The sequence below is a fragment of the Enterococcus sp. LX10 genome (assembly GCF_023539285.1).
In the GTDB taxonomy this organism is placed as follows: Bacteria; Bacillota; Bacilli; order Lactobacillales; family Enterococcaceae; genus Enterococcus; species Enterococcus faecalis.
In genome coordinates this window covers 1964373-1978236 of sequence record NZ_CP092784.1, presented here as the reverse complement: position 1 = coordinate 1978236, position 13864 = coordinate 1964373, and the positions used below count along the sequence as shown (strand labels likewise).

Here is a 13864-nt window from a genome sequence, read left to right as displayed (position 1 = left end):
CTTTTCTAAACGAATATCCAATGCTATACTTAAAAAGTAAAAACAAAAAAACAAATGAGGTGTTTTCCATGTCTTGGGAACAAGTTTACCAACAATGGTTAAATGAAGAAAATATTCCAGAAAATTTAAAAAATGAATTAAAGGACTTAAATACAGATCCTGAAAAATGTGAAGATGCATTTTACGCACCATTAGAATTTGGGACTGCCGGGATGCGTGGAATTTTAGGCGCCGGTATTAATCGGATGAATATCTTTACAGTTCGTCAAGCGACAGAAGGGCTTGCACGTTTTATGGATACGCAAAATCCTGAAACAAAACGTCGCGGTGTAGCCATTGCCTATGATTCACGTCATATGTCTCCAGAATTTGCAATGGAAGCAGCTAAAACATTAGCTAAACATGACATTCCTTCTTTTGTGTTTGAAAGCTTACGACCAACACCAGAATTATCTTTTGCAGTCCGCTACTTTAAAGCTTTTGCGGGAATCATGATTACGGCTTCTCACAATCCAGCTGCCTATAATGGCTACAAAGTCTATGGTGAAGACGGTGGTCAAATGCCGCCAGCTGATGCAGATGCATTAACTAAATATGTTCGTAGTATCGAAAATCCTTTGAAAATTGATGTCTTATCAGATGAAGAAGTTGCCCACAGCGGTTTAATTAACATTGTTGGTGAAGAAGTCGATAATGCGTATTTGAAAGAAATTAAAACAGTTACGATTAATCAAGAATTAATTAACGAAATGGGTAAAGAATTAAAATTAGTTTACACTCCCTTACATGGAACTGGGAAAATGTTAGGAGAAAAGGCATTAAAACAAGCCGGTTTTGAAAAATTTGTTTTAGTACCTGAGCAAGCCGTTGCTGATCCTGACTTTACTACAGTTAAGTCACCAAACCCTGAAGAACATTCAGCTTTTGAATACGCGATTCGTTTAGGGGAAAAAGAAGGCGCTGATTTATTGATTGCAACAGATCCAGATGCTGATCGTTTAGGTGCTGCTGTGCGGATGCCAAACGGAGACTACCAAGTATTAACAGGAAATCAATTAGGTTCAATTATGATTCATTATATTTTAGAAGCCCATCAACAAGCAGGCACGTTGCCTCAAAATGCTGCGGTTCTAAAATCAATCGTTTCTAGTGAACTTGCTACAGCGATTGCTGAGAAATATAATACGAAGATGTTTAATGTTTTAACAGGTTTCAAATTTATTGCTGAAAAAATTCAACAATACGAAGAAGACCACAGTCAAACGTTTATGTTTGGTTTTGAAGAAAGTTATGGTTACTTAGTGAAACCTTTTGTTCGTGATAAAGATGCAATTCAAGCGTTAGTTTTATTAGCAGAAGTAGCGGCTTTCTATAAAAAACAAGGAAAAACATTATACGATGGCTTACAAGATATCTTTGAAGAATTTGGTTACTTTGAAGAAAAAACTATTTCCGTAACAATGAGCGGAATTGAAGGCAGCGGTAAAATCAAAGCTTTAATGGCAAAATGTCGTGAACAAGCGCCAACTGAGTTTGCCGGGATTCAAGTTACTCAAACGGAAGATTTTAAAGAATTAACACGCACTTTTGCAGATGGTCAAACAGAACAATTACAAACGCCTCCTTCTGATGTGCTGAAATATCATTTAGAAGATGGCAGTTGGATTGCTATCCGACCATCAGGAACAGAACCAAAAATTAAATTCTATCTAGCGACAAAAGCAACAAGTAGTTCAGAAGCTTCTGAAAAAATTGCTGCGTTTGAAGCAGTCGTTAATGAATTAACAAAATAAAATAAACGAAACAGGCTGTACGGAAAAAAGTACGAATGTTAGTGTTTGTGTCAAAAGCTAATTGACTTTTGACACAAACACTTTATTTAACTAAGGAGGGAATGCTATGAAAATTGGCTTTATCGGTGCTGGCAGTATGGGCGGTGCCATGATTAAAGGGTTACTAAAAGCTGAGGCAGTCAAGAAGGAACATTTATATGTGAAAGGTGGCTCAAGTGGAACAGCAGAAGCACTTCAAAAAGAGTGGGGCTTTCAACTTGTCACAGATTATGCACTTTTCCAAGAATGTAAGGTTATTTTTATTGCGACAGGAGCAAAGGTCGTGTTACCTGTCCTTCAGGAATTAGCCCCTCATTTTTCCAACGAAAGTCTATTGGTTTCTGTTGCAACAGGTCATACCATACAAGAAGCACAAATGGCCCTTGGCAATAAAGAAGCCAAAGTTGTTCATGCCATTCCTAATACACCAGTTAGCGTGAATCAAGGCGTGATTGGCGTAGCCTTGGCACCAACAATTGAAGGCCAAACGAAGGACCTGGTAATGGAACTTCTTGCTACTTTAGGGTTAGTCAAAGAAATTCGTGAAGCGCAACTGGAAACTTTTGGTACTGTGGCTGGTTGCAGTCCAGCTTTTGTTGATATCTTTATGGAAGCATTGGGAGATGCAGCAGTCTTAGAAGGGTTACCAAGAGACTTATCTTATGAAATTGTCGCTCAAATGATAAAAGGAACGGCGACCTTAGCCTTAGACACGAAAAAACATCCAGGAGCATTGAAAGATGAAGTGACTTCTCCAGGAGGAAGTACGATTCGCGGTGTTGTAGCTCTAGAAAAAAATGGCTTCCGTTATGCCGTGATGGATGCAGTTCAGCAAGCCAACCACGAATAGATGAAGAAAGTTGGAAAATCGACAAGTTTGTCATTTTTCCAACTTTCTTTGTGCCATATTTTTCGTAGGAAAGAACAATCGCAGTTCTTATTTTAAAAAACTCTGTGTTATAATGAGTGCAAAGTGAGGCGACTATAATGAAACAAATGGAAGAAATCAAACAAGTAAGTCAATTATATAAAGTATTAAGTGATCCAACACGTTTAAGAATTTTGCTACTTTTAAAAGAAGGCGAGCATAACGTAACGGCGATTAGTGAACAATTGGAAATGGAACAGTCCGCCGTTTCTCATCAACTAAAATTATTAAGAGATAGCCGGGTTGTCAAGGCACGTCGCGAAGGAAAAACGATTTTTTATACATTAGATGATCATCATGTAATAGATATTTTAAATCAGACCTTTGAGCATATTGAACATCGATAAAAAGTAGGAGAAAATAGCGTAACTAGAATAGCGCTGTTGATGGAGGTAAAAATGAAGGATACCTTAAAGATCGGGTTACTAGGATTAGGGACTGTAGGCACTGGCGTTTTAACTCTCTTGAAAGAACATCAAGAGAAAATTTCACAAGTGACAGGAATGAATGTAGTCATTGAAAAAGCATTTGTCCGAAATCTTGAAACGAAACAAGCGCAAGCGGAAGAATACGGTCTGTCTTTAACAACTTCAATTGATGATATTTTAGAAGATAAAGAGATTCAAATCGTTGTGGAATTAATGGGAACCATTGAACCAGCCAAAACCTATATCATGAAAGCTTTAGAAAAGGGCAAACATATTGTGACTGCCAATAAAGATTTACTGGCGCAACATGGGAGTGAATTAGTAGCGTTAGCCCAAAAACATCATTGTGATTTATATTACGAAGCAAGTGTTGCTGGCGGGATTCCTATTTTAAGAACAATTGCTAATAGCTTAGCGGCAGACAATATTCAACAAGTTTTAGGAATTGTGAACGGTACGACGAATTATATGCTTACGCAAATGGTTTCTGCTGATAAAAGTTATGAAGAAGCTTTAGCAGAAGCGCAAGCGCTGGGATTTGCTGAAGCGGATCCGACAAATGATGTCGATGGAATCGATGCAGCCTATAAAATGGTTATTTTAAGTCAATTTGCTTTTGGGATGAATGTTTCATTACCACAAGTTGATATTCGTGGAATTCGCGGATTGTCTTTAGATGATGTCGCTATGGCTAAACAACTGGGGTATGAAATCAAATTGATTGGCTCTGCTGAACAAAATGAGAATAGTATCTCGGTGGAAGTGGCGCCTATGCTAGTCAATCAAAAGCATCCTATTGCATCTGTTCGTAATGAGTACAATGCAGTATTTATAAAAAGTGCAGGCGTGGGCGAATCAATGTATTACGGTCCAGGAGCTGGCGCTAAACCGACAGCAACCAGTGTTGTCAGTGATTTAATTACGATTGCTAAAAACATTCGCTTGACAACGACTGGCCATATGTTCAATTCGTATCAACATAAAACCCAATTGACGCGTTCCGAAAATGTATTTGGGCAGTACTATTTTTCGTTAGATGTTCCAGATACACCAGGACAATTTTTGCAGTTGACACAATTAATGACTAAAGCAGAAGTCAGCTTTGATCAATTAGTTCAACAGAAATCAGATGGACAGCGAGCAAGAATTGTTGCCATTACACACCAGATATCAAAAGCACAAATGCAACAAGTTGTGACAGCTATTCAAAATACGGAAGCCTTTCAGTTATTGAATGTAATGAAGGTTATAGGAGATGAGTAAACATGTATGAAGGTTTGTTAAAACAGTATCAAGCGTATTTGCCCGTAACAGAAAAAACACCAATGATTTCTTTAGCCGAAGGAAATACGCCACTGATTCCTTTACCTAATTTATCCAAAGAATTAGGTATTCAATTATATGGAAAATACGAAGGCTTAAATCCCACTGGCTCATTCAAAGATCGCGGGATGGTGATGGCTGTAGCAAAAGCGGTAGAAGAAGGTGCCAAAGCGATTGTTTGTGCTTCTACAGGAAATACTAGTGCCGCCGCTGCTGCGTATGCCACAAGAGCAGGCATTAAAGCGTATGTAGTGATTCCAGAAGGAAAAATCGCACTGGGAAAATTGGCGCAAGCTATTATGTATGGGGCGGACATTATTTCGATTCCAGGTAACTTTGATGAAGCATTAAAAGCGGTGCGAGAGATTGCGAAAACTGAGGCAGTTGCGCTAGTTAATTCAGTGAATCCTTATCGCTTAGAAGGGCAAAAGACAGCAGCTTTTGAAGTTTGTGAACAATTAGGTCAAGCGCCCGATGTCTTAGCGATTCCAGTTGGAAATGCCGGCAATATTTCCGCTTACTGGAAAGGCTTTAAAGAATGGCATGAAAAACAAGGAACAACTTTACCAAGAATGCATGGTTTTGAAGCAGAAGGTGCCGCAGCGATCGTGAAAGGCCAAGTGATTGAGCAACCTGAAACCGTGGCGACAGCGATCCGGATTGGAAATCCTGCTAGTTGGCAACTAGCAGAACAGGCACGCGATGAATCGGGTGGTTTCATTGATGCCGTGACAGATCAAGAAATTTTAACGGCTTACCGAAAAATTGCTGCTCAAGATGGGGTTTTCATTGAACCTGGTTCGGCTGCTTCATTAGCTGGAGTTATTCAACATGTTAAAAGCGGTAAAATCAAAGCAGGTGAAACCGTCGTGGCAGTCTTTACTGGTAACGGACTGAAAGATCCTGATACAGCAATGGAGACAGAAGTAGCTATTTCAAAAATGAGTGACGTGGAAGAAATGCGTCTGCACTTACGAAAAGGAGTCGCAACACTATGAAAATAAGAGTACCTGCCACTAGTGCCAACTTAGGACCTGGCTTTGATTCATGTGGCATTGCATTATCCGCTTATTTAACAATCAACGTTTTAGGTGAAAGTGAATTTTGGGAAATTCAACATACTTTGGGAGAAGAGATTCCTACTAATGAAGAGAATTTATTAATTCAAACGGCATTGAAAATTGCACCAGAATTAACACCAAAAGTTATTCGGATGGTTTCTGACATTCCCCTTGCAAGAGGATTAGGCAGTAGCTCAAGTGTGATTGTAGCAGGAATTGAATTAGCTAACCGACTAGCACATTTAAATTTGTCCCCTAAAGAAAAGGTCCGTTTGGCCACAGAGATGGAAGGACATCCGGATAATGTGGCCCCAGCTATTTTAGGAGATTTCGTGGTGGCTAGCCATGTAGAAAACCAAGTCTACCATGTCAAACATCACTTTCCAATGTGTGATGTCATTGCATTTATTCCAGAGGAACCATTATTTACCGAAAAAAGTCGTGCTGTTTTGCCCGAAAAATTGGCTTATAAAGAAGCAGTCGCGGCCAGCTCAATTGCCAATGTAATGATTGCCGCAATTTTAAACGGGGATTTACCTTTAGCAGGCAAAATGATGGAACAAGATAAATGGCATGAAACGTATCGTCGTTCATTGGTTCCTCACTTAAAAGAAATTCGTCGTTTAACTCAGCAAAAAGGTGCTTATGGCTCTTTCTTAAGCGGTGCTGGTCCTACTGTTCTAATCTTATCGCCAGAAGAACGAACCAACGAAATTGTTCAAAGCTTGGAGAAATTATCTACCAAAGCGAGCATCCAAATTTTCAATATTGATCAAGAAGGCGTTCAAGTCTTTTAAAAAAAACGAGAAAAAATCACTAGTGATTTTTTCTCGTTTTTTTTAATCCTCGGAGGTTTCCGTGGAATAATAACTATGATCTTCTAAGTTCAAAGCATTAAGAATCATTGAGGCAGTTTCTTCAATTGAAAGAGAAGCGACATCAATAACGATACAACCTAATTTTTGATAAAGATCATTAGCAAAAGCCAGTTCTCGCCGAATTTTTTCAATATCTGAATAAGAAGTATTTTCAGGCAATCCATATGCGCGCATTCGTTCTTTACGAATACCGTTTAAAACATTGGGATCGTTGGTTAAACCAACAATTTTTTTAGGGTCCATTTCGAATAATTGTTTCGGTAAATGTGCTTCAGGAATTAGTGGCAAATTAGCAACTTTTAAGTTCTTGTTGGCTAAAAAGAGACTTAGCGGTGTTTTAGAAGTTCGGGAAACACCAAGAAGTAACACATCCGCTTCTAAAAAGCCTCGTGGGTCCTTGCCATCGTCATATTTGACAGCAAATTCCATTGCTTCAATTCGTTTAAAATAATTTTCATTCAGATGATGTAAGGCACCTGGTTCCCGCATAGGTGCGACACCTGTTAATCGTTCGATTTCCGCAACAGGTGGTGTCAAAATGTCAAAATGGAACAATTGATGCTCATTGAAAAATTGATTAGCAATCGCCACGAGATGATCATTAATGATAGTATGCAGTACCATGGCCTCTGCTTTTTTGGCATCTTCTAACGCTTGCACCAGTTTATCTTCGTCTTTAACGAATGTTCGTCTAATCAAAGTAAAATCAACAGTGGGGTACTGGGCCATTGAAGCAGCCGCCAATTTTGAAGCGGTCTCGCCAGCAGAATCTGAGATGACAAAAATCGTCACACATTTTTTTTCTTCAGAAATAGTCATAGAGGGTAAGTCCTTTCTTGCATTTTTAATAATTTTATTATACCATAAGTCCAGAATCTATTTCGTAATGATTCTGATTTAGGTTGGTGAGGGAGGAAATGGCGATGGCACCAGTAAAAACCAATATTGAACAAGCCTTAGAAACCATGAAAGCCAGTGGATTAAAATATACTAAAAAACGAGAATTACTGATGAGCTATTTGATTAAGCGAAATCGGTATGTTTCTGCACGTGAAGTGTATGAATTTATGAATGAAACCTTTAAAGGAGTCAGTTATGATACGGTTTATCGTAACTTGCATGACTTTGAGCGCTTAGAATTGCTAGAAAAAACAGAATTAAATGGCGAGCAAAAGTTTCGCTTCCGTTGTTGCCAAGAGGTGGAACATCATCATCACTTTATTTGTACGGTTTGTGGCAAAACGGAAGAAATTCACATGTGTCCGATGAATTTTTTTGAAGAACAGTTAAAAGGTTGTTCAATTGAAGGACATCGCTTTGAAATACTTGGTCGTTGTGCCGATTGTTGCGAAAAATAGCGAATAAGACGAAAAATCAAACAAAAATTTCGTATTTTATCAGTAGAGTGGTTGACGGTTATTTATGCTTTAGCTATAATATAACAAGGACAGTATTTTAATTTGTGGGTTTTTCCCACAAATAAGAAAAACGGTTACTTTTTAAGCTCGGAGGGAGGGAATAACATGTCAAAAACAGTCGTTCGTAAAAACGAATCTCTTGATGATGCTCTTCGTCGCTTCAAACGTTCCGTTTCAAAAGCGGGTACTTTACAAGAATCACGTAAACGTGAATTCTACGAAAAACCAAGTGTAAAGCGTAAGAAAAAATCTGAAGCAGCTAGAAAACGTAAAAAATTCTAGTTTTGAATGAATTGGAGTTGGTGGTATGTCATTGCTAACCACATTGAATGACGACATTAAAACAGCGATGAAAGCTAAAGACAAAGAAACTTTAGCCGTACTTCGTATGTTAAAGACTGCCATTCAAAATGATCAGATTAAAGCGGGCCGTGAATTGAACGGAGAAGAAGAACTCACTGTATTGTCTCGTGAGATGAAACAGAGAAAAGATTCTTTATCAGAGTTTGAAAAGGCGGGACGCGACGATCTTGTTGAAAAAGTAAAAGTTGAAATAGCAATTGTTGAAAAATATATGCCTCAACAACTAACAGAGGAAGAAATTCGTCAACTAGTTCAAGAGGTAATGACGCAAACTGGCGCCACTTCACCAAAAGATTTTGGTAAAGTGATGGGCGCTATGATGCCGAAAGTCAAAGGCAAAGCCGATGGCAACCAAGTTAACGCAATTGTGAAAGAATTATTACAAGAAAACTAAGAGCGTTATCGAAACTAGGACAGTATACTGTCCTAGTTTTTTTATGTAAAGAGAAAACCGGTAGCTTTTTACGGTTTTCTCTTTTTTGACTTTCAAAGTCAAATCAGGTACGACTTCTTTTTAAACAGATAAGAATGTGGTATCATTGTAAAGGACTATATAATAAAGGAGATGGACGTTTTTTGACAGATAATCAGTCAAAATCTTTGGAATTAATACTTACTGATTCTGATGATGCACACATGCTTTTAGGAACACATGATAAACATATCAAATTTTTAGAAGAGAATACCCACGTAACGATTAATAGTCGTGGCGAAGTTATTCAGTTAATTGGCGAATCATCAGAGGTAGAGTTAGTCGCTTCCGTGTTAAGAGCGCTACAAACATTAATTCAACGAGGCATCAAAGTGCATACGCCAGATGTCGTTTCTGCTTTAAAAATGGCCAAAGCTGGAAATTTAGAGGCGTTTATTGCCATGTATGAAGAAGAAATTATGAAGGACCATCATGGTCGGGCCATCCGAATTAAGAATGTTGGTCAAAAAAAATATATCGATGCAGTTAAAACTCATGACGTCATTTTCGGGGTGGGACCTGCGGGAACAGGAAAAACCTTTTTAGCCGTGGTGATGGCGGTAGCAGCTTTGAAAAAAGGCGAAGTACAAAAAATTATTTTAACTCGTCCAGCGGTGGAAGCTGGCGAAAGCTTGGGCTTTTTACCAGGTGACTTAAAAGAAAAAGTCGATCCTTATTTACGTCCAGTTTACGATGCCTTATATCAAATTTTTGGTATGGATCATACAAATCGTTTAATGGAACGCGGCGTTATTGAAATTGCCCCGCTTGCTTATATGCGTGGTCGTACATTGGATGATGCTTTTGTCATTCTAGATGAAGCACAAAATACCACGGTTGCCCAAATGAAAATGTTTTTAACTCGTTTAGGGTTTAGTTCAAAAATGATTGTTAATGGAGATACTAGTCAGATTGACTTGCCACGTGGTGTAACAAGTGGTTTAGTTAACGCCGAGCGTACGTTAAAAGACATTGAAAAAATTGCCTTTGTAAATTTTGAAGCCAGTGACGTTGTGCGTCATCCGGTTGTAGCACAAATTATTCAAGCCTATGAAAAAGAACAACAAAAGCATTCCTAAGCAGTTAGGGAAGGAGTGAAAGTACCTTTTGAAAAAAGTACTTACAAAGTTAGGGGATCGTTTAGGTAAGGCCTACTTACCTATTTTATTAGCCGTTTTTTCTCTTCTTTTATTTATGATTATGTTTGGCAGTGTCCATCAGAAAAGAGTAGAAATTAAAGAAGGTCAACTGGCCGAGAAAACCATTCGTGCAAATAAAAATATCGAGAATACCTACGAAACAGAACAAAGAAAAAAATTGGCAGCAGAAGCTGTCACCCCCGAATATATTTATCAAGAAGATACGGCATCTGTCCAACATAATCGTATTGATAAATTATTTAAATTGATTGATTCTGCGAATGAAAAAGTAGACAAAGAGTACAGCAATAAGCAAGCGAAGGCCAAAAAGGAAGAAACGATTCCTGCGCCGACCGTGGAAGAACGAGTAGCTAGCTTAAAGTCATTGTTTGAATCTTTACCGCAAGATGAAGTTACGTTTTATCAAAGTTTTCCTAATGTTTTTTATCAAACAATCTTTACATTAACCTCTGAGCAATTGGATAAGGTTCGTTCAGAAAGTTTGATGTTGGTGGATGACGCAATGCAAAATCACGTTCGAGAATCTGATTTGGATAAAATTCGCCAAGAAGCTAACGGTAAAATTCAATACTTAGATATTACGAGTACCATGCAACAAGTCATTCGTTACATTGTTAACCAAGGGATTGTGGTAAACGATATTGCCAATGAAAAACGAACAGAAGAGCTGCGTCAAAAAGCGATGAATGCTGTTCAACCCGCAATGATTTATCAAGGCGAAATTATTGTTCGTGAAGGTACTCAAATTGATGCAAAAGCGGTCGAAAAACTTGAGTTACTAGGAATGACTAGTCAAAATACCTCTATTTTTCCGATGGTGGCATTAGCATTAGCTATTTTACTTCAAGTTGAAGTGTTAATTTTCTTTACAAAACAAGTGACTGAGCCTTCGCGACAACGCTCGTTTATTATCTTTTACACGGGTGCTATGCTAATCAGTGTTATTTTAATGAAATTCTTCCAGATTTTCCAAACAGAGCAGTTGATGTATATTCCCTTGTTCTATCCGGCAGCCTTTGCGCCGCTGATTCTAAATCATTTTGTAAATCGTCGTTCAGGGATAATCGCTGCCATTTTCCAAGTCGTTTTTGCGTTATTTATCTTTTATAATTCTATTGGCACAAACTCGTTGACGGTTATTCTGATTATGTACTTATTCTCAGGATTTCTAGCAACAGTTGTTAAACGGAAACGGATGAGTGAGCAAGTTTTCCCAGCTTTAATGTGGGTAGTGGTCTTTCCTGTTTTCATGGCGGTTGTCTTAATGATTTATCAAGGAATGAGTTTAACAGATGGTAAAACGTGGACAGCTTTAATTTGTGCAGGTGCAGGAACGGTACTTTCATTTTTAGCAACAATGGGCTTGCATCCATATATCGAATTATTAGTGACTGATGATAGTATGATTGTCTTGAATGAATTAAGTAATCCGAACCATCCGTTGTTAAAACAACTGTTAGAAGAAGCGCCAGGTACCTATCATCATAGCATGATGGTGGCTAGTTTGAGCGCTAACGCTGTTGCTGAGATTGGTGGACGGTCGCTATTAACACGAGTTGCTTGTTATTACCATGACATTGGCAAAATTAAACACGCCAATTTCTTTGTGGAAAACTTACCTGCTGGCGCAGAAAATCCACATAACTTTTTATTGCCAGAAGATAGTAAACAAATTATTTTTGGCCACGTAATTGATGGCGCCAAAATTTTAGAAGAGTACAATATGCCGCAAATGGTGATTGACATTTGTCGTCAACATCATGGCACAACATTGATGAAATTTTTCTATGTGAAAGCAAAAGAACGCAATCCTGAAATTAAAGAATCAGACTTCCGTTATCCTGGGCCACGTCCACAAACACGAGAAGCAGGGATTGTGAGTATTGCTGATACTTGTGAGGCTGCTGTGCGGGCGATGGATCATCCGACCAACGAAAAAATTCAAGCCTTTGTGCATAATGTGATTCAAGATAGAATTTCAGATGGCCAATTAGATGAATGCGGGTTAACGATGAAAGAGATTCGCATCATTGAAAAATCATTAATTAATGGATTATGCAGTACCTTCCATTCACGGATTAAGTATCCAAAAATGAAAGCTGAAGCAGAAGAAATGAAAGATGAACAAGAAAAGAGAGATGACTAATGGATATTACTTTCATTGATGAAACCGAGAAAGTACCAACAGAAGAAATCAAAGAAATCGAAAATTTGCTGCAATTTGCAGCGGGTTTTCTAGAAATTGCCGAAGATACGGAGATGTCGGTGACTTTTACAGATAACGCAGGTATCCAAGTGATTAATCGTGACTATCGGGGCAAAGATATGCCTACAGATGTCATCAGTTTTGCTTTAGAGGATGAAGGGGAAGACGAATTGCCAATTATTTTTGATGATGAAGAGTTGGCAGAGCTACCACGTAATCTAGGTGATTTAATTATTTCAACAGAGCGAGCAGCAGAACAAGCAGTTGAATATGGGCACACATTGGAGCGAGAAATGGGCTTTTTGGCAGTACATGGCTTTTTACATTTGAATGGGTACGATCATATGGAACCTGAAGATGAAAAAGAAATGTTTGGTTTACAGAAAGAGATTTTAGATGCGTATGGCCTTAAAAGATGAGCAAACAGGAAAAAATAAACATTTTATTAATTCATTAGAATTTGCCTGGCAAGGAATCAAAACAGTTTTTCGAGAAGAACGTAATATGCGCAAACATGTGGCGTTTGGCGTCACGGCCATTGTGTTTGGTTTCTTGTTTTCCTTAACACTTGCTGAATGGCTGTGGTTGTTATTGGCCGTTTTTCTTGTCTGGTTGGCAGAAATTATCAACACAATTTTTGAAAATGTCGTAGATATGTTTACGGATTTTCACTTTCATCCAATCGGAAAAAAAGTCAAAGACATGGCCGCAGGAGCTGTTTTATTAACAGCCGGTTTCGCAGTGCTAGTAGGACTAATTCTATTTGTACCAAAAATTTTACAAATCATTCAAATGTGGAAATAAGAGGAGAAATACAATGACAACTGAACATAAATCTGGTTTCGTAGCCATTGTCGGCAGACCAAATGTTGGAAAATCAACATTGTTAAATCGAATTGTCGGCCAAAAAATTGCAATTATGAGTGACAAAGCACAAACAACTCGTAATAAGATTCAAGGAATTTATACAATTCCTGAAGCACAAATTGTTTTTATCGATACTCCAGGGATTCACAAACCTAAACACCGCTTAGGCGATTTCATGGTGGAAAGTGCCTACAATGCGATGCGTGAAGTAGATGCTACTTTATTTATGGTAAGTGCTGATCAAAAACGCGGGAAAGGTGACGACTTTATTATTGAACGATTGAAAAATAATAATAGTCCAGTCTACTTGATTATTAATAAAATTGACAAAGTCCATCCAGATGATTTATTGAGTATTATTGAAGACTATTCGAAACAAATGGACTTTAAAGAAATTATTCCCATTTCTGCCACTGAAGGAAATAATTTTGAGCATTTGATGGATGTTCTCGTTGAGCAAATGCCAGAAGGACCACAATATTTCCCTGATGACCAAATTACGGATCATCCAGAATATTTTATCGTTTCCGAATTAATTCGTGAAAAAGTGTTACTTTTAACAAGAGATGAGATTCCTCATTCTGTCGCTGTCGTTGTGGACTCAATGAAACGGGATGAAAACGATAAAGTCCATGTCCAAGCAACCATTATTGTGGAACGGGACAGTCAAAAAGGTATCATTATTGGCAAAGGCGGAAAAATGCTGAAACAAATTGGTACCAAGGCGCGTCAAGATATTGAATATTTATTAGATGACAAAGTGTATTTGGAGCTTTGGGTAAAAGTCCAAAAAGACTGGCGTGACAAAAAAATCTATTTACAAGATTTTGGTTATCGCAAAGAAGAATATTAAGAAAGTAGTGTTTGGGAAGCGAGTGTATAAACGAACTTTCCAAACACTACACTAATTTACATAAGAAATGGAAGT

General features: G+C 38.1%; 15 protein-coding genes. 14 read left to right on the top strand and 1 reads right to left on the bottom strand.

The features are described from left to right. The first annotated feature begins 68 nt into the window (after positions 1-68). The 6 genes from MKZ30_RS09290 (at position 69) to thrB (ending at position 6369) form a co-directional block, all read left to right on the top strand. A complete protein-coding gene (locus MKZ30_RS09290) occupies positions 69-1793 on the top strand; it encodes a phospho-sugar mutase (RefSeq protein ID WP_033600662.1) in 1725 nt (574 codons plus the stop codon). Positions 1794-1899: 106 nt separating this feature from the next. Continuing rightward, positions 1900-2682: a pyrroline-5-carboxylate reductase gene (gene proC, locus MKZ30_RS09285; protein ID WP_002382757.1), complete on the top strand. Its 783-nt coding sequence runs from the start codon at positions 1900-1902 to the stop codon at positions 2680-2682. Positions 2683-2798: 116 nt separating this feature from the next. Next, positions 2799-3107 (top strand): ArsR/SmtB family transcription factor, encoded by a 309-nt coding sequence (locus MKZ30_RS09280; protein WP_002382758.1) that lies wholly within the window; start codon positions 2799-2801, stop codon positions 3105-3107. A 51-nt stretch (positions 3108-3158) separates the two neighbouring features. After that, entirely contained in the window at positions 3159-4451 is a 1293-nt protein-coding gene (locus tag MKZ30_RS09275) for a homoserine dehydrogenase (RefSeq protein ID WP_033600661.1), read from the top strand. Between the two features lie 2 nt (positions 4452-4453). Next, positions 4454-5509 (top strand): threonine synthase, encoded by a 1056-nt coding sequence (gene thrC / locus MKZ30_RS09270; protein WP_002356733.1) that lies wholly within the window; start codon positions 4454-4456, stop codon positions 5507-5509. Next, on the top strand, positions 5506-6369 hold the full coding sequence (thrB, locus tag MKZ30_RS09265) for a homoserine kinase (protein WP_002356734.1): 864 nt from the start codon (positions 5506-5508) through the stop codon (positions 6367-6369). Before thrC ends, thrB begins: the two co-directional genes overlap by 4 nt. Before the next feature lie 42 nt (positions 6370-6411). Here the strand turns inward: thrB and MKZ30_RS09260 are convergent, their stop codons facing one another. Beyond that, positions 6412-7269: a pyruvate, water dikinase regulatory protein gene (locus MKZ30_RS09260; protein ID WP_002382760.1), complete on the bottom strand. Its 858-nt coding sequence runs from the start codon at positions 7267-7269 to the stop codon at positions 6412-6414. A 98-nt stretch (positions 7270-7367) separates the two neighbouring features. On the opposite strand from MKZ30_RS09260, the gene MKZ30_RS09255 reads away from it, so the two are divergent. From MKZ30_RS09255 to era, 8 genes are all read left to right on the top strand, one after another. After that, a complete protein-coding gene (locus MKZ30_RS09255) occupies positions 7368-7808 on the top strand; it encodes a Fur family transcriptional regulator (RefSeq protein WP_002387080.1) in 441 nt (146 codons plus the stop codon). 165 nt (positions 7809-7973) lie between these two features. Continuing rightward, complete coding sequence (gene rpsU, locus MKZ30_RS09250; RefSeq protein WP_002356740.1) at positions 7974-8150, top strand: 30S ribosomal protein S21; 177 nt, start codon at positions 7974-7976, stop codon at positions 8148-8150. Between the two features lie 25 nt (positions 8151-8175). Then, positions 8176-8625: a GatB/YqeY domain-containing protein gene (locus tag MKZ30_RS09245; protein WP_002356741.1), complete on the top strand. Its 450-nt coding sequence runs from the start codon at positions 8176-8178 to the stop codon at positions 8623-8625. A gap of 242 nt (positions 8626-8867) precedes the next feature. Further along, on the top strand, positions 8868-9782 hold the full coding sequence (locus tag MKZ30_RS09240; RefSeq protein ID WP_369810298.1) for a PhoH family protein: 915 nt from the start codon (positions 8868-8870) through the stop codon (positions 9780-9782). A gap of 28 nt (positions 9783-9810) precedes the next feature. Then, positions 9811-12009 (top strand): HD family phosphohydrolase, encoded by a 2199-nt coding sequence (locus MKZ30_RS09235; protein WP_002382763.1) that lies wholly within the window; start codon positions 9811-9813, stop codon positions 12007-12009. Next, positions 12009-12488 (top strand): rRNA maturation RNase YbeY, encoded by a 480-nt coding sequence (gene ybeY / locus MKZ30_RS09230; protein ID WP_002356745.1) that lies wholly within the window; start codon positions 12009-12011, stop codon positions 12486-12488. Before MKZ30_RS09235 ends, ybeY begins: the two co-directional genes overlap by 1 nt. Next, a complete protein-coding gene (locus tag MKZ30_RS09225) occupies positions 12472-12873 on the top strand; it encodes a diacylglycerol kinase family protein (RefSeq protein WP_002382764.1) in 402 nt (133 codons plus the stop codon). Before ybeY ends, MKZ30_RS09225 begins: the two co-directional genes overlap by 17 nt. A 13-nt stretch (positions 12874-12886) precedes the next feature. Then, positions 12887-13789, top strand: a complete 903-nt coding sequence (gene era / locus MKZ30_RS09220) for a GTPase Era (protein WP_002359745.1) — start codon at positions 12887-12889, stop codon at positions 13787-13789. The last annotated feature ends 75 nt before the right edge of the window (positions 13790-13864 follow it).